Consider the following 24,963-nt stretch of genomic DNA (forward strand, 5'->3'; position numbering starts at 1 on the left):
GGGTGCGGGTCGCGGGCCTGCGAGCTGCGTCAATCTCTTGATGGATTGGTTGCGCGAGGACATCAATCTTGCTATATTCCAATTGGAATAATTCAGCTGTACTAATCAATCTTGTAGAAAGGCTGCGCATGGTCGAGGTCACGCCGTTGGGCGCCGCAGTCCTGGGCCTCGTCATGGAGCGCCCGATGCACCCGTATGAGATGTTCCAACTCCTTTTGGAACGGGACAAAGACGAACTGCTCAAGATCAAACCGGGTTCGCTGTACCACGCCGTGGACCGGCTCGCTACGCAGGGCCTGATCGAAGAAGCCGGCACGGAGCGGGAGGGGAATCGCCCGGAACGGACCAGGTACACGATCAAACCGGAAGGCTACGAGGCGTTGCACGGACATGTCAGCCAGTTGCTCCGCGAAGTCGTCAACGAATATCCCGGATTCCGGCGTGGCATTGCCGAGGCCCATGATCTGCCAGTGGAGCAAGTGGTCGCCCTGTTGCGCGAACGCCAGACGGCATTGCGCGACAAGGTCGACGCGACCGAAGCCCATTTGGCGAGATCCGGGCCGGAGCGCCGCCAATTCCTGCTGAACTACGAATACTCGCTCGCGATGCTCCAAGCCGAGTTGGCCTGGCTGGAGAACATCATTTCCGAACTGGACCAAGGCGACATCATCTGGTCGATCTTCCCGCAAATCGTCGCCGAAGCACCGCATTTGCTCACCGCGAAGACGCACACTCTCACTTTTAAGGAAAAACCATGAATCAACACACCCGGGCTTGGCCGGCGCTCTGGTCGCTGGTCATCGGCTTCTTCATGATTTTGGTCGATTCGACCATTGTCACGGTAGCCATGCCTTCGATCATGAAAAGCTTCGATGCCGACATCAACCAGGCGGTCTGGGTGACCAGCGCCTACTTGCTGGCCTACGCCGTGCCGCTGCTGATCACCGGCCGGCTGGGCGACCGCTTCGGACCCAAGAACATCTACCTCATCGGCTTGGTCATCTTCACCCTGTCATCAGCCTGGTGCGGGCTGTCGAACAGCATCGAAATGCTGATCGTGGCACGCGTGGTACAGGGGTTGGGTGCCGCGTTGATGACCCCGCAGACCATGGCCGTGATCACCAGGGTCTTCCCGCCGGAACGCCGCGGTGCGGCCATGGGCCTCTGGGGCGCCGTGGCCGGCGTGGCCACCCTGGTGGGTCCGATCCTGGGCGGGGTCCTGGTGGATGCTGCGGGATGGGAGTGGATCTTCTACATCAACATCCCGGTCGGCGTGATCGGTTTCATCCTGGCCGCCCGTCTGGTGCCGGTGCTGCCGACCAGTGCGCACCGCTTCGACTGGCTGGGCGTCGCGCTCAGCGGTCTGGGCATGTTCTGCATCGTCTTCGGCATCCAGGAAGCCGAGACCTACAACTGGGGCACGATCAGCGGTCCGATCACGGTCTGGTCGCTGATCGGCACCGGGATCTTCCTGATGGTGGTCTTCGTGCTGTGGCAGCGGTTCAACCGGGCTGAACCCTTGTTGCCGCTGGGGCTCTTCAAAGACCGGAACTTCTCGTTGTCGAACCTGGCGATTTCCGCGATGGGCTTCACGATCACCTCGATGATGCTGCCGTTCATGCTGTACGCGCAGAACGTGCGCAGTCTGAGCCCCACCCAGGCGGCGCTCCTGCTGGTGCCGATGGCGCTGATTTCCGGTGGTCTGGCTCCGGTGGTCGGGAAGCTCGTGAACAAAATGGATCCCAAGTACTTCGCGATCGGCGGCTTCGCGATCCTCTCCGCGGCGCTGTTCTGGCTCGGGTCGATCCTCACCGCGGATGTGCCGATCTGGATGCTGCTGTTCCCGATCGCCTTGTTCGGTTTCGCCAATGCTGGAATCTGGGCCCCGGTGTCGATGACCGCGACCCGGAACCTGGAACCGAGGCTCGCCGGTGCCGGCTCGGGGGTCTACAACACGACCCGCCAGGTGGGTGCAGTGCTGGGCTCGGCCGCAATCGCGGCAGTGATGCAGGCGCAGCTGAACGCCAACCTGCCGAAGCCGCCGGCCGGTGCCGCGCCGGCCGGCGAAGGCGTGCTTCCGGAGTTCCTGCACGCCGGGTTCTCCACGGCGATGGGGCAATCGTTGTTCGTGCCGGCTACCGTGATCCTGATCGGGGTGGTCGCCGCGCTGTTCTTCGCCAAGCCGAAGAAGCGCGCCGCGCAGCCGGAGGAAGTGCCGGTCTTCGCGGCGGAATAACCGCAGCCGGCCACTGGCGCGCGATCCTGTCGGTGCCCGGGACTATTGTGCTGGGCATGGGATCAACACAATATTTCGTGGCTGCCAGCATCGACGGTTTCATCGCGACCGAGGGCGACGATTTGGCCTGGCTCTTCGAGTTCAATGGAGCCACCGGCCAAGAAGCAGCATATGAGCGGTTCATCGAAGGTGTCGGCGCCCTGATCATGGGCGCCGACACCTATCGTTTCATGCTCGGCGAGGATCTCGCCGAATGGCCGTATCGGGGTTTGCCCACCTGGGTTTTCAGCCACGGGGATTTGCCTGTGCCGTCCAGATTCGCCGGCGAGGACATCCGATTCGTGCAGGGCCCGGTCGGCCCGGTGCACCAGGAAGCGCTGGCCGCCGCGGGGGAGAAGAACCTCTGGTTGGTCGGCGGCGGGGCGCTGGCGGCGCAATTCCAGGAGCTCGGATTGCTCGACGAGTTGCTGCTGACGCTGATTCCAGTAGTGCTCGGCTCCGGCAAAGCGCTGTTGCCGATGAACGGTCCGAGCGAGCCGCTGGAACTGCTCGGCCAGCAAATCCTGGGCAAGGGCATGCTGGAACTGCATTACCGATTGCCCGGGCGGCCGGCTGGTGGACTACCGGAAGCCCCGACGTCCGGCGTCTGATCCGGGCCCCGGAACGGGGTGGACCGGCCGGGTCATTCGCTGGATCGTTTGTCCGGCTGGGGGAGCTTGGTGTCCTTGATCATATTGGTCATCCGCACGGTGGACAGTCTGCGTCCTTGCTCATCGGTCATCACGATCTCGTGCGTAGTCAACGTTCGGCCGAGATGGATCGGCGTACAGGTGCCGACCACCAGGCCCTCGGTGGCTGCCCGGTGGTGGCTGGCGCCGATCTCGATGCCCAAAGCCTGCCGGGAGCCCAAACCGGCATGGATTCCAGCGGCGAAGGATCCCAGGGTCTCCGCCAGGACCACATGGGCGCCGCCGTGCAGCAGCCCGGTGACCTGGGTGTTCCCGCGCACCGGCATGGTCGCCACCACGCGGTCCCGGGTCAGCTCCAGGAAAGTGATCTCCATTTTCTCGACCAAATCGCCGACTCCGTGGTGGCGGAGCATGTCGTGCATGGCTTCGGGCACGCCGGCTTTGAGCAGCTGCTGCCGGTAGGGGTTGGCGGTATCGGAATCGGTTTCGCGGTGCGTCATGGTTCTAGGCTGGCATGCCCGGCCGATTCGGCCAAGTGACCCGGCTCAACCGAGTACCTTCGGGCAAACCTGTTTTGCGGCAGTGCCAGCTTGCTCCCAGCCGGAGGGGGATATGATTTTCAAGGTTCGGCGGCGGTACTTGCCTGATCGAACCTTTTTACGGTCGTTGCAAGGCAAAGTTTAAGGAGTCCTCGTGGACTTACTGGTCATCGTCGTTCTGGTGATCGCAGTCGCTCTGTTCTTCGACTTCACCAATGGATTCCACGACACGGCCAATGCCATGGCGACGCCGATCGCCACCGGCGCGATCAAGCCGAAAGTCGCCGTCGGGCTTGCCGCGGTGCTGAATCTGGTCGGGGCATTCCTGTCCACCGAAGTCGCGAAAACCATCTCCGGCAATCTGCTCAACGAGGGCTCCGGCGGGGTCAGCATCACCCCGGCATTCATCTTCGCGGGTCTGCTCGGCGCGGTGCTGTGGAACATGCTGACCTGGATGCTGGGGTTGCCCTCGAGTTCTTCGCACGCCTTGTTCGGCGGGCTGATCGGGGCAGCCGTGGTGGGCGCCGGATTCGGTGTGGTCAATTACAGCGTGCTGTTCAGCAACGTGATCATCCCGGCGTTGCTGGCCCCGCTGGTCGCCGGTTTCGTCGCGTTCGTCTGCACCCTGGTGGCCTATGCGATCACGCAGCGCACCGCGGAGAGCGGTGACAATCTGCCGAACCGGCGCGGCGGCTTCCGGCATGCCCAGATCTTTTCCTCGTCCCTGGTGGCTTTGGCGCACGGGACCAACGATGCGCAGAAAACCATGGGCGTGATCACCCTGGTGCTCATCTCGGGCGGCTACCAGGCGGCCGGCACCGGGCCGCAGTTCTGGGTGATCTCCGCCTGTGCCGTGGCGATCGCCCTCGGCACCTATTCCGGCGGTTGGCGGATCATCAAGACCCTGGGCACCGGCTTGACCGAGGTGAAACCGGCGCAGGGTTTCGCCGCCGAGACGTCGACGGCGGCAGCGATCCTGGCCTCGTCGCACTTGGGTTTCGCGTTGTCCACCACCCAGGTGGCCTCCGGCTCGGTGATCGGCTCCGGCTTGGGCCGGCCCGGCGCCGTGGTCCGCTGGCGCCTGGCCGGTCGAATGGCCTTGGGCTGGCTTTTCACCCTGCCCGCTGCCGCGGTGGTCGGCGCCATCGCCGCCCTGATCGCGCAGCTGGGGTTGACCGGTTTGATCATCGACGCGGTGCTCGGCACCGCTGGAGTGCTCGCGATCTTCCTGTATTCGCGGCGCAGCAAGAGCCATGACATCGCCGGTGTGGCCGAGGTCGAGGCGGCCGCGGACATCGTCAAACGGGCCGGCCGCGGCGGCCGGGCGCGCACGGAGCCAGCAGTGCCCTCCGAGGCGAAAGTGGGCGGAAGCAAATGAACATCAACTGGAACGCTTTTTTCGTCGTCGGCATCGCCACTTTGGTGGGCGCACTGGTCGTGGTGACCCTGTTCTCCTCCGCGGTGCGGCTGCACGCGGCTGCCCTGGACCGGACCGGCCGGGCCCGGACCTGGACCAGGGCCACCGAATACGCCTGCTACCTGCTCTCCGCCCTGGCCGTGCTCTACGGCATCTACCTGATCATCCCGATCTTCCACGCCAAATCGTGAGGTGAAACTGTCGTGGCGGCGCACTAGGCTAGAGCAGTGAGCCAAAACAGCACTGACACGCCAGCCGCCCAGACCGCCAAGCTCCTGGTCCTGGACGGCCACTCGATGGCCTTCCGTGCCTTCTACGCCTTGCCGCCGGAGACCTTCGTCACCGACACCGGCCAGCACACCAATGCGGTGCACGGCTTCACATCGATGCTGCTGACCATGATCCGGCAGCAGAAGCCCAGCCATGTGGCGGTCGCTTTCGACCTCGACACGCCGACTTTCCGCTCCGAGGAGTACACCGAATACAAGGCCGGCCGGTCCAAGACCCCGGAAGAATTCCACGGCCAGGTGGACTTGATCATCAAGGTCATGGAAGCGATGAACATCCCGACGATCAGCATCGACGGCTACGAAGCGGATGACATTCTGGCCACTTTGGCGGCCAAGTCAGAGGCCGCCGGCTGGCAGACCCTGCTGGTCTCCGGTGACCGCGACGCCTTCCAGCTGATCACGGACAACACCTTGGTGCTGTACCCGAAGAAGGGCATCTCCGACATCCCGCCGATGGACGCGGCGGCAGTGGAGGCAAAGTACTTCGTCCGTCCGGACCAGTACTCGGACCTCGCCGCGCTGGTCGGCGAAACCGCGGACAACCTGCCCGGGGTTCCAGGCGTCGGCCCGAAGACCGCGGCCAAGTGGATCAACCAGTACGGCGGCTTGGAAGGCATCCTGGCGAATCTGGATTCGATCGGCGGCAAAGTCGGCGATGCTTTGCGCGAACACATCGACGACGTCAAACGGAACCGCCGGTTGAACCGGTTGCTCACCGATCTGGATCTCCCGGTGACTTTGGCCGAGATGGAACTGCAGCATCCCGACCGGGAGAAGGTCGAAGAGCTATTCGATGCGCTGCAGTTCAATACGTTGCGCAAGCGGTTGTTCGACCTGTTCGGCGAAGCCGAAACCGAGGCTTCGGCCGAAGGCCATGCGGCTCCGGTCCACGGATCGCTCGGCTCGGCGCAGGAGATCGGTGCTTGGTTCGAGGCGGCCGGAACCGCGACAATCGGGGTGGCGTTGGCGGGGGAGACCCTGCCGTTGGCCGACCCGGTTGGTCTGGACGTGCAGGGGATCGCTTTGAGCACCGGCGATTCCGCGGCATTCGTCGCCCTGGCCGGCCTGGACCAGGCGGCCGACCAATCGCTCGCCGAGTGGCTGTCCGGGCCGGCGCCCAAAGCGGTGCACGACCTCAAGTCAGCACTGAAAGCGTTGTCCGCGCGCGGCCTGAGCCTCGACGGGGTGATCGACGACACCTCGATCTCGGCCTACCTGATCCAACCGGAACGCCGGAATTACGATCTGGCGGATTTGAGCCTCTACCACCTCAAGACGCCGATGAGCGTGGGCGCGGCCAAGGATTCCGGCCAACTCGACCTGGGTCTGGACGGCGACGACGGCGCCCAGGAGGCGGTGCTGCGGGCCTTCGCGACGCAGCAGCTGAGCAGCTACTTCGCGCCGATCCTGATCGAGCGAAACGCGGCCCAGTTGCTGACCGGATTGGAATTGCCGCTCGCCCGAGTGCTCGCCGAGATGGAACTCGCCGGAATCGCGGTGTCCCGGGACACCCTGGACACGCTGATGTCCGATTTCAGCAAGACCATCGAAGCCGCGCAAACCGAGGCCTACGCGATCATCGGCCACGAAGTGAACCTCGGTTCGCCGAAACAACTGCAGACCGTGCTCTTCGACGAACTCGGGATGCCCAAAACGAAGAAGATCAAGACCGGGTTCTCCACCGATGCCGAGGCTCTGGCGGATTTGACCGCAAAACACCCGCATCCGTTCCTGCTCCAGTTGCAGGCTTATCGGGACGCGAGCAAATTGCGCCAGACGGTCGAGGGCCTGATCAAGTCGATCGGCCCCGATGACCGGGTGCACACCACCTATGCGCAGAACGTGGCCGCCACCGGACGGCTCTCCTCGAACAATCCGAACCTGCAGAACATCCCGATCCGCAGCGCCGAAGGGCGGCGGATCCGCGGTGCCTTCATCGTCGGCCGGGCACCCGGGAAACAGCCTTTCGAAACCCTGCTCACCGCCGACTATTCGCAGATCGAAATGCGCATCATGGCGCATTTGTCCGGCGACGAAGCGCTGATCCAGGCCTTCAAAGACGGCGAAGACCTGCACCGCTTCGTCGGCTCGCACATCTTCGACGTCGAGCCGGACGAAGTCACCGCGGCGATGCGCTCCAAGGTGAAGGCGATGTCCTATGGCTTGGTTTACGGTCTGAGTTCCTTCGGGCTCTCCAAGCAGCTCAATATCTCGGTGGACGAAGCGCGCACCTTGATGAAGGACTACTTCGACCGCTTCGGCGCGGTACGCGATTACCTGCGCGGCGTCGTCGAGCAGGCGCGCCTGGACGGCTACACCGAGACCATCGAAGGCCGGCGCCGTTACCTCCCCGAGCTGACCAGCGACAATCGGCAGCTGCGTGAAATGTCCGAACGGGCCGCGTTGAACGCGCCGATCCAGGGCTCCGCGGCGGACATCATCAAACGCGCCATGCTCGGCGTGGATTCGGCCTTCGCGGAGGCCGGACTCGCTTCCCGGATGCTGCTCCAAGTGCATGACGAATTGGTTTTCGAAGTCGCGCCGGGGGAGCTGGAACAGGTGGAGTCCCTGGTGATGCAGCAAATGGCCGGCGCTGCCGAGATCGGAGTTCCGCTCGATGTGCACATCGGCATCGGAACCAGCTGGTTCGATGCCGGCCACTGAGCGGCTGGCCGGGTACGGGGCCGACGGCGTGGTCGAGTTCGAGGTCCGGGACCGGATGGAACTGGTCGCGGGCAAGTACCGGCTCACGGTGCGGGACGGCCAGGGCGAAGTCTCCCGGCTGGCCCCGGACACCGAACTCGCGTGGTCTTTGGACACGGCCGATTTGGCCGCTTTGTACCTTTCCGGAACGCGGGCCGGATTGTTCTTGGCCGCCGGTCGGTTCGGGGCCCCGTCGTCGGGCCTGGAAACGGCGGTTGCCCAATTCGATGCGGTGTTCGCCGTCCCGGCGGCACCGCTGAACCGGACGGGGTTCTAATGGCTTTCACCGATGATTTCGAGCTCCGCCGGATCCATCCGGTGGCACCCGGCGAGGCCGGTTACGAAGCCGCGATGACCTGGTTGAAGGCCGTGTCCTACGGCTTTCACAACCCCGGGCGCAGTACCGAGCGGGCAGCGGAAGCCATGGTGCGCTCGATCGCGGACCGCACCGAATTCATCGGCGTGTACCGGAAGGCCGCGCAGCCCGGATTCGACATCGGCTGGCCGGTGGCGACGTTCGAGAGCTTCCGCAAGGACCTGAACATCGGCTCGGGCCGGATGCTCCGAGCGGAACTGATTTCGGCCGTGACGGTGCGCTCGGACCACCGCCGGCTCGGCATCCTCCGGGCGATGATGCAGGACGACCTGCGCCGTGCCCGGGACGAGGGGATTGCCGTGGCCGCCTTGACGGTGTCCGAGGGCAGCATCTACCGGCGCTTCGGTTTCGGGGTTGCCACGCAGGAGCGCAGCATCACGGTGGACAGCAGCAAGGGCCTCGACTTGGTGCGGCAGACCACCGGGGTGGTGCGCAACGTGCCACGGCAGGACCTGTTCGAGCTGGCGCCCAAGATTTTTGCCGAAGCGCATGCACGGCAACCCGGTTCGATCGACCGGACGGAGAGTTATCGCTATTACGCGGCGGGCAAAATGGGCAAAGACGGCGAGGACAAAGATGTGATCTCCGCGGTGCACTACTCCGCGAACGGCGTTCCGGACGGCTATGCGAGCTACAAATATTCCGGCTGGGACGAAACTCCGCGCCGGCTCGACATCGTGGACCTGGTCGCGGCCGACGACGTCGCCTACTTGGAACTGTGGCAGTTCCTCGGCTCGGTCGACCTGACCACCCGGATCGTCTGGGAGGACGCTCCGCTGGTCGATCCGATGCAGTGGGCGTTGGCGGACCCGCGGCTGGTCGAATCCACGCGGCAGCGGGACATGATCTGGCTGCGGATCCTGGATGTGCGCCGGGCTTTCGCCGCCCGGGAGTACCAAGCGGACGGCCGTTTGGTGATCGAGGTGGCGGACCAGATGGGACTTGCCGGCGGACGGTTCGAGCTCGAGGTCCGTGCGGGGCAGGCCAACGTGACTGAGCTTTCGGATGAATCCGGTGCCTCGACCGAACCGGACCTGAGCCTGGACATTGCGGATTTGGGCTCGGTTTACCTGGGCGGAGTGCTGCCGAGCAGCTTGCTGGCTGCGGGCCGGATCGTGGAACACCGGGCCGGTGCCGCGCGGCTGCTCCAACTGATGCTCGCCCCCGAGCGCGCCGTGCATTGCCTGTCGCATTTCTGAGCCGGGCTGGCGGCTGCGGACGCTTTTGCGTTGCTAGGCAGATCGGACTAGACTAAACGGGCGCGCATTGCGCGTAATCAACACCACAAACATTTCAGTGCGTTCGATTCGTCTTGTGCGCTGACCAAATCAACTATCCACATCGGAGCCCCTACTACATGACCATCACGACCCCCGAGAAGACCAGCACCCCTGTCGTCGCAGTGAACGACATCGGATCAGCTGAGGACTTCCTCGCCGCTATTGATGCCACCATCAAGTACTTCAACGACGGCGATCTCGTCGAAGGAATTGTCGTCAAGGTTGACCGCGACGAAGTTCTGCTCGACATCGGCTACAAGACCGAAGGCGTCATCCCTTCGCGAGAGCTTTCCATCAAGCACGACGTCGACCCTTCCGAGGTCGTTTCCGTAGGCGATGAGGTCGAAGCCCTGGTTTTGACCAAGGAAGACAAAGAAGGCCGCCTGATCCTGTCCAAGAAGCGCGCACAGTACGAGCGTGCCTGGGGCGACATCGAGAAGGTCAAGGAAGAAGACGGTGTGGTCACCGGTACGGTCATCGAGGTTGTCAAGGGCGGCTTGATCCTGGACATCGGACTCCGTGGCTTCCTGCCGGCATCGCTGGTGGAAATGCGCCGCGTCCGCGATTTGGCTCCGTACATCGGTCAGCAGATCGAAGCGAAGATCATCGAGCTGGACAAGAACCGCAACAACGTGGTCCTGTCTCGCCGGGCATGGCTCGAGCAGACTCAGTCCGAGGTTCGTTCGACCTTCCTCAACAAGCTGGAAAAGGGCCAGGTTCGTCCGGGCGTCGTTTCCTCGATCGTCAACTTCGGCGCCTTCGTCGACTTGGGCGGCGTCGATGGTCTGGTGCACGTTTCGGAACTGTCCTGGAAGCACATCGACCACCCCTCCGAGGTTGTCGAAGTTGGCCAGGAAGTCACCGTCGAGGTGCTCGAAGTCGATCTGGACCGCGAGCGGGTATCGCTCTCGCTCAAGGCTACCCAGGAAGATCCGTGGCAGACCTTCGCCCGCACGCACGCACTGGGCCAGGTTGTCCCGGGCCGCGTGACCAAGCTGGTTCCGTTCGGTGCGTTCGTCCGCGTCGAAGACGGCATCGAAGGCCTCGTGCACATCTCCGAGTTGGCGGTTCGCCACGTTGAGCTGGCCGAGCAGGTTGTCTCCGTCGGCGACGAGCTGTTCGTCAAGGTCATCGACATCGATCTCGAGCGTCGTCGGATCAGCCTCTCGCTGAAGCAGGCCAACGAAGGCGTCGACGCCGATTCGACCGAATTCGATCCGGCTCTCTACGGCATGGCCGCGGAGTACGACGAAGAGGGCAACTACAAGTACCCGGAGGGCTTCGATCCGGAGTCCAACGAGTGGCTTGAAGGCTTCGAGACCCAGCGCGCCGCTTGGGAAGCTCAGTACGCCGAGGCGCAGACCCGTTGGGAAGCGCACAAGAAGCAGGTTGCTCAGCACGCTGCCGACGACGCGGCCGCCGCGAACGAAGGCAGCGGAGAAGGTGCAGCGACCAGCTACTCCTCCGAGGCTCCGGAAGCCGATGCCGGAACCTTGGCTTCGGACGAAGCTCTCGCCGCACTGCGCGAGAAGCTCACCGGAAACTAATCTTTCCGACTAGCACTTCCGGGAGGGCCGCTGCGCATTGGCGTGGCGGCCCTCCCTTTTGCCCGTTTCAGTTAGCCTTTTGCGCCTTAGATAGTGTTTTGAGGCGCAAATGACTATCTAAGGCGCAAAAAACTATCTGAAAGCAGCAAGAGATGATTCCAGCAGACTGGTTGCGGGTAAACCGGCCCGGTGATCGGGAAACCGTCGGATACCTGGAAATGTCCGACGACGGCTTCCGGCCTTTCGACTTGTTGGGCCGCCCGGTCGCCGAGCCGTTGCCTTACGAGGCAGCCGAGGAAATCCTGCTCGAACAAGGCCTCAGCTACTTGGCCAGCAGATGGCGGCTGGCCGTCGATGACGCAGCGGAGCCGATCGACGTGGTGATCCGCGACGTGAGTCCGGAACAGGTCACCGTGCTCTCCGACGATTACGCCTATCCGCAGCCGATCGGCACGGTTTTCAGTCTGCCGGTCCCGGAGACCAGCGGGCGGCTGCAACCGGGAGCCCCGGGCAGTTCCGCCCGCTTCCTGCAAGCCATACCGCGGCCGCCCGCCGGCTGAACCGGTCAACCCCCGGGCTGAAACAACCGGTCCCGTTTGCGCCTGAGGGCGCAGCCGGCGCGCCATCGCCGGCGCACTGATTCTAGTGTCGACAACGGCGCCTCCCACCTCGGGAGGCGCCGTTGTCGTTTTGCTAGAACGGAGTCGCCGATGAGTGCTTATCCCGAAACCGAAACCGAAACCCCGCCGCCGGCCCGGCGTTTTGCCGGGCGCTCCGGCTCGCGCCGGCTACTGCCCGGTTGGATCCTTCCTGGCTGGTCCCGGTTGCACCGGTCCTTGCTGAACTGGCCCCGGTTCAGTCGGCCGCTGTTCAATCGGCCCGGGTTCAGTCGGCCCCTGCAACGGCTGGAATATCTGCCCTTGCTGATCTTGATGGCGGCAGCGGCGACGCTCTACATCAACTGGTCGCTCCGGCGGTTCGACCAGTTCCTGGCCGGCAGCTACGACCTGGGCATCTTCGACCAGATCATCAGGCAGTACTCCTTGTTCAAAGCTCCGATCGTGCCGATCAAGGGCCCGGACTTCAATGCGCTGGGCGACCATTTCCATCCTTTGCTCGTGCTGATCGCGCCCTTGTATTGGATTTGGCCGGATCCCCGGATGCTCGGCATCGCGATGGCCCTGCTGATCGTGGCGTCGGCTCCGGCGATCTATCTTTTCGCCCGGAAGCGGTTCTCCGGTCTGGCCGCATTGCTGGCCACCGCGGCGTACTTGCTCTGGTGGCCGTTCCAACAGCTGGTGATTTTCGACTTCCACGAGGTCACGCTGGCGATCCCGCTGGTGGCCTGGCTGATTTGCTGCATCGATCGCGGCAAGACCGTCTGGATGCTGGTACTGAGCGGTTTGCTGCTCCTGGTCCGCGAAGACATGGGTTTGGTGATTGGGGTTTTCGGGGTGATTCTGCTGATCGGGAAAAGGTATTTGTTGGGCTTGGGCTATCTGCTCGGCGGGGCCGTGATGCTGTGGCTCGCGACGAGTGTGCTGATTCCGGCTTTTTCCACGCAGAGCGGATACGGCTATTGGCATTACGTCACGATCGGATCCAGCGCCGGAGCGGCATTGCTGTTCCTGCTGGGCAGACCGCTGGATGCGCTGGCCGAATTCTGGAACAGTCCGGTCAAACAAGGCCTGTGGGCCGCGTTGCTGCTGCCTTTCGGCTGGTTCGGTTTGGCCTCGAAGTACGTGTTGCTGCTGTTGCCCCTCCTGGCCGGACGATTCTTCAGCGATCGCGCGCAGACTTGGGGCGTCGTCTACCACTACAGTTCAATTTTGGCGCCTATTGTGGTTCTTGCGGTTTTGGACACCGCCCGAAAAGTGCATGACCGGTTTGCGTTCGGCAAACGCTTGGCGCCGGCGATGGTCTACGCGTTCAGCGTGCCCCTGTCGATCGCTTCGGTCTCGATACCGCTGCTTTTCCCGGTGAGCACCGGGCAGCCGCAGAACGGCATCCAGGTGGCGGCGCAGACCCGGGCGCTGAGCTACGTTCCGGAAGGGGCCTGCGTCGAGGCCGACGACGTCTCGGTGCCACATCTGGTCGCCACGAATTGGGTGACTATGCCGGGGCACGCGCCGGGCAAAGCGACCTGGCTGGTGCTCAACCTCGCCTATCCGGATACCGGCGGGGGCGACGACGGCCACTTCCCGTCGCGGCAAGTGCTCGCCGCGGCGTTGGCCGAAGGCTGGTCGGTGGTTTTCGCCGAGGGCGACGTCCGAGTGCTCAGCAACGGCCAGCCGAGCAGCCCGGACTGCCAGGCCTATCTGCGCTGACCTCCCGCCCAGGCGCAGCTGCCCGTTCGGCTAAGCCCCAGGGCTGAAAAACCAGGGATTCCGGCATTCCGGCGATGGCAGTATGCGGATCCGGACGTATCGTGGCAACGTGAAGCATGTTTACCGTTGTGCCGCCAGCTGGGGCGCCCCGGTTGTGGCGTTGCTGTTTTTCGCCGCCGGCTCGTTGCTGGTTTTCGATCGGCCGTCGTGGTTTTGGCTTTGGGGCCAGGACTGGATGATCATTTACCGCTTCCTGTTGCCGATCTTGTTGGCGATGGCGTTCTCCGCCCGGTTTCCGGCGGCCAGCGTGCTGGTGGCCCTGCTGACGCTGATCGGGCAGTTTTCCGGCTTCCTGCCGACGATGTTCGGCGTGATCGACTTGCCGACCTACTTCGGCTTGGTCGCGGTGTTCTTCTTCGCGGCGTTCAACGGGAACCGGGCGACGCTCTGGCTGAGCGTGGCCGGATCCGTGCTCGCGGCGGCCCTGGTCGGGGCGATGATCGCCGATCTCGGGGCCCGGGACTGGCAGCGGGCCTCCAGCACGCCCTGGGTGATCTGGGGCAGCTATTTCGGTGAAGCACCGCAGTTCCTGGTGCTGTTCCTGCTGGCCGTGGTTGCCGGCTACGCCTTGAAGACCGGCCGGGAACGGAGCTCCCTGCAGGCCGAAAAGGCCGAGGCGGAGGACGCGCGCCGCCAGATCGAACTGGAATTGGCCCGCAGTGAAGAGCGGAACCGGATCTCGCATGAACTCCATGACGTGCTGGGCCATTCGCTGGCCGTGGTGATCGCCCAGGCCGACGGCGCCCGGTACCTGGCGGCACAACGTCCGGAGGCGGTGCCGCAAGCGCTCTCGGAAATCTCGCTCGCCGCGCGTGGCGCCCTCAACGACGCCCAGGCGGTCTTCGAAGACTCCGCGGAGAACTCGCCGGGGCTCGCCGAGCTGCCGGATTTGCTGCAGACCGTCCGGGAAACCGGGTTGCCGGTCGATTGGCTGGAATCGGGGGAGCGCCGTCCGCTTGGCCCGGCGCTGCAATTGGCGCTGTACCGGGTGGTCCAGGAGTCGCTGACCAATGCGCTCAAACACGGCGGCACCGATGCCCGCGTCGAGGTCGCTTTGAGCTGGCAGGAAGACCATCTGACGATCTCGATCGACTCGGCCAACGGTGCGGATCCCGCCGGGCCGTCCGGCGGCGGGCACGGGATTTCCGGAATGCGGCAGCGCACGGCCGCGCTCGGCGGCAGCCTGCTTGCCGAACCGACAAGCATCGGATTCTTGGTCCGGGCGGTCTTCCCGATCAAGGAGTTCCCGGCCGAGCAGGTGGTGCTTTGACCGTGCGGATCCTCTTGGTCGACGACCAGGCGCTGTTCCGAGCCGGCATCAAAATGCTGCTCGAATCCCAACCGGACCTGTGCTGCGTCGGCGAAGCCGAAGACGGGCTGCAGGCGGTGGCCCAGGCCGCTCAGTTGCAACCCGAAGTGATCCTGATGGATTTGCAGATGCCCGGGCTCGACGGCGTGCTGGCCACCCGGGAGATCATGGCCGTAGCTCGGGCAAAGGGCCGGCCCGGTCCCAAAATCATCGCTTTGACGACCTTCCGGCAGGACAAAGCGGTGCTTGCCGCAATGCGCAACGGGGCCAGCGGTTACTTGCTCAAGACCGCGGATCCGGAGTTCCTGCTGGCTTCGATCCGGGCGGTGCACAAGGGCCAGTCGGTGATCGTGGCAGATGCCGGTGGCGGACTGTTTTCCCGGGCCGCGCCGGCACCGGACCACGAATCGGTGGAGCGGCTGTCTGCCCGGGAGAAGGAAGTACTCCTGCTGGTCGCGACCGGTTTGGGCAATCCGGAGATCGCCGCGGCCCTGTTCCTGACCGAAGCGACGGTGAAGAGCCATGTGCGCAGCATCCTGGCGAAATTGGAACTGAAGACCAGGGTGCAATTGGTTTCCTTCGCGTACCGCAAGCATCTGCTCAGCTGAGCCGGGGCGCCGCCGGATCGGCGTCGGCTTCCGGAACCGGCTGGGATAGGATCTGGGATTATGGCGTTGCGACTTGTGCAAGTGAATTTCAAGGCCGGGGACGACTCGGCACTAGGCCGTTTCTGGGCCGAGGCACTCAGCTGGGGGATCTCCAGCGAAGGGCCCGGGGTGAGCAATCTGGAGCCTTTGGGGTTCAACTGGCCGGATCCGGCCGCGGTCTGCATCGACCTGGTCACGGTGCCGGACCCGGAAACCGTGGCCTACCGGGCGCACCTGGATCTCAACAGCAGCTCGACGGCGGACCAGGCGGAACTGGTTGCCCGCCTGGTGCAGCTCGGCGCGACCGCCGTGGACGTCGGTCAGGGCGAGGTGCCTTGGACGGTGCTGGCGGATCCGGAAGGCAATCTGTTCTGCGTGCTGGAGCCGCGAGAGCTCTACCAGGCCGCCGGGCCGATCGCCGCCGTCGTCGTCGACTGCGCGGATCCGCGGGCGATGGCCCGGTTCTGGGGCGAAGCGATGGACTGGACGCTGCACGAACTCAGCGATGACCTGGCGAGATTCCGTTCCTCGGCCGGGGTGGGGCCGTACCTGGAGTTCATCCGCCGCCCGGAGCCATTGCAGGGGGTGGGCCGAGTCCATCTCGATCTGCTGCCCTATGCCGGTGACGATCAGGCGGTCGAGGTGGCCCGGTTGAAAGCGCTCGGCGCGAGCGCGGCCGACGTCGGTCAGGGCGAGGTGCCCTGGACGGTGCTGGCCGACCCCGAAGGCAATGAGTTCTGCGTGCTTTCGCCGCGTTGAACCCGGGATTCAGCCGTCGATCCACGTGGTTCCGACCGGTTGCAGGAGCGTGCTTGCCGCCGCCGACCGGTCGATGGCGGCAACCAGTTCACGCAAGCGGAATTCCGCGGAACCGCCGGATTCGATCGCGACCTCCAGGCTCGCGGCATCGGCATAGCGGGCTTCGCCGAGCCGGCAGCCGGCCCGGCTGAGCTCGTGCTGATAACGCCCGGCCACAGCATGCGGCACGGTCAGCCGGTATACCGAAAACAGGGTTCGCGGAATGGTCCGCGCGGTGCCGAGCACTCCGGAAGCGGCATCCGAATAGGCCCGGATGAGGCCTCCGGTGCCCAACAGGGTACCGCCGAAATACCGGATCACGACCACACAGACATCGGAAAGCGCGGGCTGGCCGGGAGTGTCCGGCCGGCCCGCCGGGTCCGGCCGCTGCCGCAGGACATCGAGCATCGGCGCTCCCGCGGTGCCGGCGGGTTCGCCGTCGTCGTTGCTGCGCTGGATCTCCTGGTCCGGCCCCAGCAGGTAGGCACTGCAGAAATGCCGGGCGTCGCGGAACTCCCGGCGGAGTCCGGCGAGCAGGTCCCGGACTGCCGACTCGTCGGACACGCGTTGCAGCACCGCGATGAACCGGGACTGTTTCACCAGAAGCTCGTGGCGATGCCTGGAATCATCGGCCAGGACGCGGTATTGCACGGATCCAGCATAGTCTGGTGCCATGCTTTCAATCGGACTCACCGGCGGAATCGCGGCAGGGAAATCCCTGGTCGCGGCGAAACTCGCAGAATTGGGCGCGGTGCTCATCGACGCCGACGCGCTGGCCAGAGAGGTCGTGGCGCCGGGCACTGCGGGCTTGGCCGAAGTAGTCGAAGCCTTCGGCCCGGAGCTGCTGCTGGCCGACGGCAGTCTGGACCGACCGGCCCTGGCCGCGAAGATCTTCGCCGACGGGACGTTGCGGCAGCGGCTCAACCAGATCGTCCATCCTCTGGTGCGTGCCCGGGCAGCGGAGCTCAAGCGGGCGGCCGGTCCGGAGTCGATCGTGGTGCAGGACATTCCATTGTTGGTCGAGACCGGTCAGGGCCCGGGATTCCACTTGGTCTTGGTGGTCGATGTTCCGGTGGAGCTGCAGCTCGCCCGGATGCAGGAGACCCGGGGACTCGACGGGCCGGCCGCACAGGAGCGGATCGCGGCGCAGGCGAGCCGGGCCGAGCGGATCGCGGCGGCCGACCTGGTGATCGACAATTCCGGGCCGGCGGAGGCAACGCTGGCCACCGTGGCGGCCCTGTGGCAGGATCGGTTGCTGCCATTCGCCGAGAATCTGGCTGCCGGACGCCGTGCTGCGCGGTCCGGGCCGCCGATCCTGGTCCCGGAAGATCCTAGCTGGCCGGCCCAGGCGGCCCGGCTTTCCGCACGGATCATGGCCGGGCTGGCCGGAGCCGCGCAGACCGGTGAGGTGCTGGGCGTGGACCACATCGGATCGACCTCGGTGCCGGGGCTGGCCGCCAAAGACGTGATCGACCTGCAGCTGCGGGTGGAGTCCTTGGCGGCGGCGGACGCGCTTGCCGCCGGACTGGCAGCCGCGGGTTTCCCGGTCGTACCCGGGGACTGGGCGGACACGCCGAAGGCGTTCGATCCGGACCCGGCGCACTGGCGGAAACGGTTGCACGGAAATTCGGATCCGGGCCGGGCGGTGAACTTGCACGTCCGGGTGTCCGGTTCGGCCGGCGCGGATTACGCCTTGGCCTTCCGGGACTGGCTCCGGGCGGATTCCGCGGCGCGGGCCGAATACCTGGCGGAAAAACGCCGGGTGGCAGCACTGCATGCTTCGGATCCGGGCACGGCCGGCTATGCCGAGGCCAAAGAGCCCTGGTTCACCGAGGTGGCCGAGCCGGCGCTGGAGGCATGGAAAACCCGGAGCGGCTGGCAGCCGCCCCGGGTTTGATTCCGTCCGGATTCCGGGGAATCAGTACCGGCCGTCGATCGTGTAGCCGGAATTGACGATCGCCACGATGGCGATGATGTAGATGATGATGAAGACCACGCCGATGATCGTGAAGATGATGCTCAAGATCAAACCGACCTTGGCCGGCGTGTTCGGCATGCCGACGGCTTTCGACTGTTTTCCCGCAATGGCGCTGATGATCCAGCCGGCCAGCGGGAACACGAAGGCGAAGACCAAGCCGACGATGCCCAAGGTCTTGCCCGGGTAATCGCCGCCGGCGGCCGGCGGGTAGTTGCCGGCCGGGCTCGGGTAGTTGTAGTTCGCAGCCGCATTCGGGTCCGGTTGTGCCGGATACTGTGGCACGCCCGGTTGCGGCTGGTTCGGCGGCACAGATTGCTGCCCGTAGTTTTCGCTCATGATGGCCTTTCTCGGTGATTGCTGAACATTTCCTTTGTTCGGGCTTACTTTAGGCCAAACCAAAGCGTTTCCCCAAGGATTATGCCGCAAAGATTCGTGGCGCGGGGTGCTGTCCGGTGGAAAACCGTGCCCCGGCCCAAACCGGCAGCAGAAGCAAGGCGGCTCCGGGCAGGCTTCCGGACATCGCCGAGAGCTGATTCGGGCGGTACCGTCGCAAACTGTCGGTGTCGCGCAGTAGCGTAGTCGTATGAGCCTGGCCCAAGAGATCAATCGAGTCGTTGCGCCCTTCGAAGTCATCAGCGAATACCAGCCCGCCGGGGATCAGCCGACGGCGATCGCCGAGTTGGCGGAGCGGATCAACAACGGGGAAAAAGACGTGGTTTTGCTCGGTGCCACCGGTACCGGCAAATCGGCGACCACCGCTTGGTTGATCGAGCAAGTGCAACGGCCCACTTTGGTGATGGTGCAGAACAAAACCCTGGCCGCCCAGCTGGCGAATGAATTCCGGGAACTGCTGCCGAACAATGCGGTCGAGTATTTCGTCTCCTATTACGACTACTACCAACCCGAAGCCTATGTCCCGCAGACCGATACCTTCATCGAAAAGGACTCTTCGGTCAACGAAGAAGTCGAAAGGCTGCGGCACTCGGCGACGAACTCGCTGCTGACCCGGCGGGACGTGGTGGTAGTCGCCACGGTTTCCTGCATCTACGGCCTGGGAACGCCGGAGGAATACGTCGCCGGAATGGTGACCCTGCGCCAGGGCGAGGAAATGAACCGGGATGACTTGCTGCGCAAGTTCGTCAGCATGCAGTACACCCGCAATGACACGGACTTCCACCGCGGTACTTTCCGGGTGCGCGGGGACACCGTCGAAATCATCCCGATGTACGAAGAGCAGGCGCTGCGCATCGAGTTCTTCGGCGACGAGGTCGAAAAGATCTACACCTTGCATCCACTGACCGGAGAAGTGATCCGCGAAGAGACCGAGATGTACGTTTTCCCCGCCTCGCACTACGTGGCGGGTCCGGAACGGATGGCCCGGGCGGTCGCCCAGATCGAGACGGAACTGGCCGAACGGTTGAAAGTATTGGAAGGCCAGAACAAATTGCTGGAGGCGCAACGGCTCCGGATGCGCACCACGTACGACTTGGAAATGATGCAGCAGATGGGCTTCTGCAATGGCATCGAAAACTACTCCAGGCATATCGACGGCCGCGACGCCGGGTCCGCGCCGCACTGCTTGATCGACTACTTCCCGGACGATTTCCTGCTGGTCATCGACGAATCGCATGTCACGGTGCCACAGATCGGTGCGATGTACGAAGGCGATATGTCCCGGAAACGGACGCTCGTGGACCACGGGTTCCGGCTGCCGTCGGCGATGGACAACCGCCCGCTCAAATGGGATGAATTCCTGGAGCGGATCGGCCAGACGGTGTATCTCTCAGCGACGCCGGGCAAATACGAATTGGGCAAATCGGACGGCGTGGTGCAGCAGATTATCCGGCCAACCGGCTTGATCGACCCCGAGGTCGTGGTGAAGCCCACCAAGGGGCAAATCGACGATTTGCTGGGCGAGATCCGGACCAGGGTGGAACGGGACGAGCGGGTCCTGGTCACCACGCTGACCAAGCGGATGGCCGAAGACCTCACCGAATACCTCTTGGGGCACGGCGTCAAGGTGCAGTACCTACACTCCGACGTGGACACCCTGCGCCGGGTGGAGCTGCTGCGCGAATTGCGGCTGGGCACTTTCGACGTGCTCGTGGGCATCAACTTGCTCCGCGAAGGTTTGGACTTGCCGGAGGTGTCGTTGGTCAGCATTCTGGATGCCGACAAGGAAGGGTTCCTGCGCTCGGCCACCTCGTTGATCCAGACCATCGGCCGAGCGGCGCGGAACGTTTCCGGCGAGGTCCACATGTACGCGGACAAAATCACCGATTCAATGGCCAAGGCGATCGACGAGACCAATCGGCGCCGGGAGATCCAGGTTGCGTACAACACCGAACACGGGATCGATCCGACACCGCTGCGGAAGAAAATCGCCGACATCACCGATTCGCTGGCCCGGGAAGACGCCGACACCAAGAGCTTGCTCGATTCGGCTGGAAAAGGCCGCTCCCGGGGCAAAGCGCCGACGCCGGTGCGCCACGACGGACTGGCCGCGGTGCCGGCGGAAGACCTGGTGGACCTGATCGAGCAGATGACCGCCCAAATGCATGCCGCAGCGGCCGAGCTGCAATTTGAGCTGGCCGCCCGGTTGCGCGATGAAGTCGGCGATTTGAAGAAGGAGTTGCGCCAGATGCAAGCCGCCGGTCATGCCTGAGTCGCGGATCCGTGATCTCAGCGGCGTTCGGGCAGTGTAGACTGGTGCGGTACGTAGGGGAGTATCCCTCAGCGCTATGAACGTCAACACGTAGGGCACCGATGCTCTGCCGGGCGTAGCGGCCGGCTCTGAAGAGCCGGTGGAGAGACTTGCGGTAGTTGCTCATGCCTACCGGAAGGTGTCCCATGGACGTCACCCCCTTAGTCTGGATTCTGACCGTGGTCGGAATCCTCGGCCTACTGGCCTTCGACTTCTTCGCCCACGTGCGCAAGGCGCATGAACCCAGCCTCAAAGAAGCTGCCATCTGGTCCGGGATCTATGTCGGCATCGCGGTGCTCTTCGGCATCGGCATGCTGATCTTCGCGGGCCCGACCTCGGGCACTGAGTTTTTCGCCGGATACATCACGGAAAAAGCGCTCTCCGTCGACAATCTCTTTGTCTTCTTGATCATCATGAGCTCCTTCGCGGTGCCGCGTGCGGATCAGCAGAAAGTGCTGCTCTTCGGCATCGTCTTCGCGTTGGTCGCGCGGACCGTGTTCATCCTGCTCGGGGCCGGTCTGGTCAACAGTTTCGCCTGGATTTTCTACCTCTTCGGCGCGATCCTGATCTTCACCGCGGTCAAGCTGGTCGGTCAGAAGGACGACGACGGCGAGGGTGCGGCCAACAACATCATGGTGCGGTTGGCGAAGCGCTTCTTCAACACCAGCGACGAGTACGACGGCGACAAGCTCTTCACGGTCAAAAACGGCAAGCGGATGCTCACCCCGATGCTGCTGGTGATGGTGGCCATCGGCGCGACCGACATCCTCTTCGCCTTCGACTCGATCCCGGCGATCTTCGGTCTGACCCAGAACGCCTACATCGTGTTCGTGGCCAATGCCTTCTCCTTGATGGGCCTGCGCCAGCTGTACTTCCTGATCGACGGGTTGTTGGACCGTCTGGTCTACCTCTCGTACGGCTTGGCAGTGATCCTCGGCTTCATCGGCGTGAAGCTGGTGCTGCACGCGCTGCATGAGAACAACCTGCCGTTCATCAACGGCGGCGAAGGCGTACCGGTGTTCCAGATTTCCACGGAACTGTCCCTGCTGGTGATCTGCGGCGTCCTGGTAGTCACCGTAGTCGCGAGTCTGCTGAGTCCGAAGGGCAAAGCCAAGAAGTCGCTGCCGGAGCAGGCGACGCCGACCGAGTCGAACTGACGCGCGGCAGCTTCGACGTCGGGGGCTTTTTCATTGGTTTCCCGCCGATGGTGGATCTGAGCGGTTCGGATGCCGGCTGCCGCCATGGTGACCACTTTGCTCACCTTGGCGGCAGCCTTCACGGCTTTGCCGATTGCTTCGTTGGCTGCTTGACGTCGGTATAGTGATCGGGCGGAACCTGAGCTGTCCCGGGATGGTCGCCACATTGTGGACCGTGATAGGTTCGCATGCCGTGATGCAGAGGATGCCGTCATTTTGAAGCTCGTGGATCAGCGTTTGACGATGGGACACCACGGTACGGATGTGCTGCCCATCATCGAATTCACGATTTTCCCGTTTATGGATAACTTAGGACGCTTCATTCTCGGGGCACTTCGGGTCTTCACAGGGCGGAGTCTTCGGTCTTTTGCCGTTTTTTCCGTACCCAGTCGTGGACGCGGTCAACTAACGGCTCAGTGAATCCAAGTTCCTTGCGGACGGCGTTGAGCATGGCGATTGAGGCAGCGGACTCTGCCTCTTGTGCGGCTACCATTTCAGGGCTTGCGATTAGAGGCTGTGCAAGGAACTGCGGATTAGTGTGCAGCTGATCGGTCTCTGTCTGAATGGTGGCTTGTAGCAACTCGACCAGTGCTACATGGGTGCGGGACCAAAGCAGGACTTTGTACGCGAGGCGGAAGTGTGCCAGGAGCAGGATTTCTTGTATATCCGTCGTACGTGAAGGTGAGTCGGAATGGAGCAGCATTTTGGCTCCTTCTCTGAAGGTGCTGTTACAGATCTTGCGATAATATCGGTTCTGCATCTCCACTTCGCGGAGAAAGTCCACGTAAACTCTGTACTTCTGATCCAGTATCCATCTCTTCTGCTCACGACGCCCTGTCAGCGTGTGAGTAATGAGGCCGACAAGCCCGGTGATGATCGCGCCGCCAAAGGCGCTTGCAACGATAGCGACTGGGTCCATGTCCCAAATTTAGCCGCTATCAGCCTCCCGGAGCCGTCTTTCAGCTATGTGCGTCGGCGGCCGGCATCGCTTTGGCGGTCTGGGGCTACGCCGGGCTCAACCTCATCGCCGCGGTACTGGTCGTCGCGGTTCTGGCCGCGGTGTTCACGCTGGTGCGGAACCGCCGCGAGCCATCGCCAGCAGGGTAGCGAAAATCTTTTCCCCGTCCGCCCGCAGCCCGTCGTGGTGGTAATCCCCGGTCTCCCAGAGTTTCAAGCCACGCACTGCGGCAGCGGTTTCACTGGCCAAGCCGTGGTCCACGTAGATGTCGTCGAAGTAGGCGGTGGCCGCCACCGGAACCTCATTGCGGGCCAAGCGCGCCGGATCGTACAGCGCCGGCCAGTCGGCCTTCCGAGCGAGCAATTCGGCGACTTCGCGCAGCGGGACCAACGCCGGGTCCTCGTCGAAATACCAGGGCATGATGGCTTCCCCGGTGAACATGAAGGAATCCGCCAGGGCGTCCATGTCACCGCGCTCGGCGGCGACCCGGGCGGCAGACCAGTTCGACGCTTCGCCCTGGCAATAGACGGCTTCATGCAGCACGGCGTAGAGCGGGTTCTGCGCGTAGGAAACCACCGCGGAAACCTGTTCCAGGAAGGCATCGGAAAGCGCCGGCGCAGACTCGGCCCGCCCGGTCGGCGAGGGGAATGCGTCTTCGAGCAGGTAGTGCAGCAGATCGATCCGGCTGTTGCCGCCGAGGAGCCCGCCCAGCATCTGGAACCGGTGCGGCGTCAGCCGTTCCCCGCTGGGCAGGAACTCAGCATGCTCGGCCAAATGCCGGGCGATCCGTTTGGCCAAGTCCTGGTCTGCCGGGTACCGGGCGAAATACTCCGCATTGCGGGCCGCGGTGCGGGCGAAAGTCGCCCGGTAGACCCGGTCCGGATGCCCGTGCAGCGGGGCGAGTCCGGCGGTGATCAAGACCTCGCGCAGGCCCTCTGGATGCTGCGAAAGATAGCTCAAGGCGCAGAATCCGCCGAAGCTCTGGCCCAGGATGGTCCAGGGTGGGCTGCCGAGCGCGGTCCGGATGGCTTCGGCGTCGGCGACGATCGAGTCGGCTCTGAACTGGCTGAGGTACGCAGCCTGTGCCGCGGCGTCGCCGCGGGCCGGCAGGGTCTTCCGGTTCGCCGGGCTGGAAAGGCCGGTTCCGCGTTGGTCCAGCAGCAGCACCCGGAATTCTTTGAGCGCTTCTTTGATCCAGCCGGCGGGCGCCGCCGGCCGGTCTGCCCGGAATCCGGGCCCGCCTTGGAAGTAGACCAGCCACGGTGCATCCGGCCGTGCGAGGTCGCTGATTTCCCGGGCGAAGACTGAGATCGATTCGCCGTCCGGAGCCGCATGGTCCAAGGGCAACCGGAAGACGTGCGTGCGGTAGCCGAACCCGCCGCGTTCCAGCAACTCGGTCTGCCGGTGCGCAGGATCCAGCGGGTTCATGCGGCGAACTCGGTCAACGCCTCGGCGGTCAGCCGGAAAGTGGACCAACCATCCATCGGGAACGCGCCCAAGGACCGGTAAAAGTCGATCGAGGGGGTGTTCCAATCCAGCACGCTCCACTCGACGCGGGCATAGCCGCGGTCCACTGCGGTCCGGGCCAGTCCCTGGAGCAGTGCCTTGCCGTGCCCGCCGCCACGCGCCTCGGGACGCACGTAGAGATCCTCCAAATAGATCCCGTGCACGCCTTCCCAGGTGGAGAAGTTGAGGAACCACAAAGCGAAGCCCTGCACGCCGTGTTGGTCTTCGGCGATGTCGGCGAAGACTTTCGGCTCCGGGCCGAAAAGCGCCGATTCCAGCATCTGCGCGGTGGTTCTCACCGCGTCCGGCTCTTTTTCGTAAATGGCCAGATCGTGGATGAGTTCGAGGATCACGGGGACGTCGCTGAGCACGGCGGGGCGGATGGTCATACCCCGACCATATC

The 24,963-nt window shown here is 64.0% G+C and carries 23 protein-coding genes; 17 read left to right on the forward strand and 6 right to left on the reverse strand.

Annotated features, from left to right (window positions below; all coding sequences use genetic code 11):
- Nucleotides 1-128: 128 nt before the first annotated feature.
- Genes JOE69_RS17460 through JOE69_RS17470 form a run of 3 tightly spaced genes read left to right on the forward strand, consistent with a single transcriptional unit; the run spans nucleotide 129 to nucleotide 2,886 of the window.
- A complete protein-coding gene (locus JOE69_RS17460) occupies nucleotides 129-758 on the forward strand; it encodes a PadR family transcriptional regulator (RefSeq protein WP_309800937.1) in 630 nt (209 codons plus the stop codon).
- Nucleotides 755-2,236 carry an MDR family MFS transporter gene (locus JOE69_RS17465; RefSeq protein ID WP_309800939.1) on the forward strand — a complete coding sequence of 494 codons (1,482 nt, stop codon included), beginning with the start codon at nucleotides 755-757 and terminating at the stop codon, nucleotides 2,234-2,236. The genes JOE69_RS17460 and JOE69_RS17465 overlap by 4 nt, the downstream gene beginning before the upstream one ends.
- A gap of 56 nt (nucleotides 2,237-2,292) precedes the next feature.
- Nucleotides 2,293-2,886 carry a dihydrofolate reductase family protein gene (locus JOE69_RS17470; RefSeq protein ID WP_309800942.1) on the forward strand — a complete coding sequence of 198 codons (594 nt, stop codon included), beginning with the start codon at nucleotides 2,293-2,295 and terminating at the stop codon, nucleotides 2,884-2,886.
- A gap of 32 nt (nucleotides 2,887-2,918) precedes the next feature.
- Here JOE69_RS17470 and JOE69_RS17475 read toward each other — a convergent pair whose 3' ends face one another.
- Nucleotides 2,919-3,425 carry a hotdog fold thioesterase gene (locus JOE69_RS17475; protein ID WP_296361617.1) on the reverse strand — a complete coding sequence of 169 codons (507 nt, stop codon included), beginning with the start codon at nucleotides 3,423-3,425 and terminating at the stop codon, nucleotides 2,919-2,921.
- A 193-nt stretch (nucleotides 3,426-3,618) separates the two neighbouring features.
- On the opposite strand from JOE69_RS17475, the gene JOE69_RS17480 reads away from it, so the two are divergent.
- The 11 genes from JOE69_RS17480 (at nucleotide 3,619) to JOE69_RS17530 (ending at nucleotide 16,179) form a co-directional block, all read left to right on the forward strand.
- The gene (locus JOE69_RS17480; RefSeq protein WP_309800946.1) at nucleotides 3,619-4,842 is read left to right on the forward strand and encodes an inorganic phosphate transporter; all 1,224 of its coding nucleotides are present in this window, start codon (nucleotides 3,619-3,621) and stop codon (nucleotides 4,840-4,842) included.
- On the forward strand, nucleotides 4,839-5,072 hold the full coding sequence (locus JOE69_RS17485; protein WP_309800948.1) for a hypothetical protein: 234 nt from the start codon (nucleotides 4,839-4,841) through the stop codon (nucleotides 5,070-5,072). Before JOE69_RS17480 ends, JOE69_RS17485 begins: the two co-directional genes overlap by 4 nt.
- Nucleotides 5,073-5,156: 84 nt before the next feature.
- The gene (gene polA, locus JOE69_RS17490) at nucleotides 5,157-7,835 is read left to right on the forward strand and encodes a DNA polymerase I (RefSeq protein ID WP_374709754.1); all 2,679 of its coding nucleotides are present in this window, start codon (nucleotides 5,157-5,159) and stop codon (nucleotides 7,833-7,835) included.
- Nucleotides 7,822-8,151 carry a sterol carrier protein domain-containing protein gene (locus tag JOE69_RS17495; protein WP_309800950.1) on the forward strand — a complete coding sequence of 110 codons (330 nt, stop codon included), beginning with the start codon at nucleotides 7,822-7,824 and terminating at the stop codon, nucleotides 8,149-8,151. Before polA ends, JOE69_RS17495 begins: the two co-directional genes overlap by 14 nt.
- A complete protein-coding gene (locus JOE69_RS17500; protein WP_309800952.1) occupies nucleotides 8,151-9,449 on the forward strand; it encodes a GNAT family N-acetyltransferase in 1,299 nt (432 codons plus the stop codon). Before JOE69_RS17495 ends, JOE69_RS17500 begins: the two co-directional genes overlap by 1 nt.
- Before the next feature lie 158 nt (nucleotides 9,450-9,607).
- Nucleotides 9,608-11,077: a 30S ribosomal protein S1 gene (gene rpsA / locus JOE69_RS17505; RefSeq protein ID WP_296361624.1), complete on the forward strand. Its 1,470-nt coding sequence runs from the start codon at nucleotides 9,608-9,610 to the stop codon at nucleotides 11,075-11,077.
- A gap of 152 nt (nucleotides 11,078-11,229) precedes the next feature.
- Nucleotides 11,230-11,637: a hypothetical protein gene (locus tag JOE69_RS17510; protein ID WP_309800955.1), complete on the forward strand. Its 408-nt coding sequence runs from the start codon at nucleotides 11,230-11,232 to the stop codon at nucleotides 11,635-11,637.
- A gap of 150 nt (nucleotides 11,638-11,787) precedes the next feature.
- A complete protein-coding gene (locus tag JOE69_RS17515; protein WP_309800957.1) occupies nucleotides 11,788-13,404 on the forward strand; it encodes a DUF2079 domain-containing protein in 1,617 nt (538 codons plus the stop codon).
- A gap of 109 nt (nucleotides 13,405-13,513) precedes the next feature.
- A complete protein-coding gene (locus tag JOE69_RS17520; protein ID WP_309800959.1) occupies nucleotides 13,514-14,734 on the forward strand; it encodes a sensor histidine kinase in 1,221 nt (406 codons plus the stop codon).
- Between the two features lie 2 nt (nucleotides 14,735-14,736).
- Nucleotides 14,737-15,381, forward strand: a complete 645-nt coding sequence (locus JOE69_RS17525) for a response regulator (protein ID WP_309800961.1) — start codon at nucleotides 14,737-14,739, stop codon at nucleotides 15,379-15,381.
- 60 nt (nucleotides 15,382-15,441) lie between these two features.
- The gene (locus JOE69_RS17530) at nucleotides 15,442-16,179 is read left to right on the forward strand and encodes a VOC family protein (protein ID WP_309800963.1); all 738 of its coding nucleotides are present in this window, start codon (nucleotides 15,442-15,444) and stop codon (nucleotides 16,177-16,179) included.
- Between the two features lie 9 nt (nucleotides 16,180-16,188).
- Here JOE69_RS17530 and JOE69_RS17535 read toward each other — a convergent pair whose 3' ends face one another.
- Nucleotides 16,189-16,869 (reverse strand): IMPACT family protein, encoded by a 681-nt coding sequence (locus JOE69_RS17535; protein ID WP_309800965.1) that lies wholly within the window; start codon nucleotides 16,867-16,869, stop codon nucleotides 16,189-16,191.
- 22 nt (nucleotides 16,870-16,891) lie between these two features.
- Between JOE69_RS17535 and coaE the strand changes: the two genes are divergently transcribed.
- Nucleotides 16,892-18,115 carry a dephospho-CoA kinase gene (coaE, locus tag JOE69_RS17540; protein ID WP_309800967.1) on the forward strand — a complete coding sequence of 408 codons (1,224 nt, stop codon included), beginning with the start codon at nucleotides 16,892-16,894 and terminating at the stop codon, nucleotides 18,113-18,115.
- Between the two features lie 21 nt (nucleotides 18,116-18,136).
- Here the strand turns inward: coaE and JOE69_RS17545 are convergent, their stop codons facing one another.
- Nucleotides 18,137-18,532, reverse strand: coding sequence for a DUF4190 domain-containing protein (locus tag JOE69_RS17545; RefSeq protein ID WP_309800969.1), 396 nt, complete (start codon nucleotides 18,530-18,532; stop codon nucleotides 18,137-18,139).
- Nucleotides 18,533-18,779: 247 nt separating this feature from the next.
- Between JOE69_RS17545 and uvrB the strand changes: the two genes are divergently transcribed.
- Both uvrB and JOE69_RS17555 read left to right on the forward strand, forming a co-directional pair.
- Nucleotides 18,780-20,861 (forward strand): excinuclease ABC subunit UvrB, encoded by a 2,082-nt coding sequence (gene uvrB / locus JOE69_RS17550; protein WP_296361637.1) that lies wholly within the window; start codon nucleotides 18,780-18,782, stop codon nucleotides 20,859-20,861.
- Between the two features lie 185 nt (nucleotides 20,862-21,046).
- A complete protein-coding gene (locus JOE69_RS17555) occupies nucleotides 21,047-22,057 on the forward strand; it encodes a TerC family protein (protein ID WP_296361638.1) in 1,011 nt (336 codons plus the stop codon).
- A gap of 382 nt (nucleotides 22,058-22,439) precedes the next feature.
- On the opposite strand, the gene JOE69_RS17560 is transcribed toward JOE69_RS17555, so the two are convergent.
- The 3 genes from JOE69_RS17560 to JOE69_RS17570 all read right to left on the reverse strand — a co-directional run bounded on the left by JOE69_RS17560 (nucleotide 22,440) and on the right by JOE69_RS17570 (nucleotide 24,949).
- Nucleotides 22,440-23,015 carry a hypothetical protein gene (locus JOE69_RS17560; protein WP_309800972.1) on the reverse strand — a complete coding sequence of 192 codons (576 nt, stop codon included), beginning with the start codon at nucleotides 23,013-23,015 and terminating at the stop codon, nucleotides 22,440-22,442.
- 144 nt (nucleotides 23,016-23,159) lie between these two features.
- Nucleotides 23,160-24,482 (reverse strand): alpha/beta fold hydrolase, encoded by a 1,323-nt coding sequence (locus tag JOE69_RS17565; RefSeq protein ID WP_309800974.1) that lies wholly within the window; start codon nucleotides 24,480-24,482, stop codon nucleotides 23,160-23,162.
- Nucleotides 24,479-24,949, reverse strand: coding sequence for a GNAT family N-acetyltransferase (locus tag JOE69_RS17570; protein WP_309800976.1), 471 nt, complete (start codon nucleotides 24,947-24,949; stop codon nucleotides 24,479-24,481). The genes JOE69_RS17565 and JOE69_RS17570 overlap by 4 nt, the downstream gene beginning before the upstream one ends.
- Nucleotides 24,950-24,963 lie beyond the last annotated feature (14 nt).

This window comes from Arthrobacter russicus, assembly GCF_031454135.1.
GTDB classification, from domain to species: domain Bacteria; phylum Actinomycetota; class Actinomycetes; order Actinomycetales; family Micrococcaceae; genus Renibacterium; species Renibacterium russicum.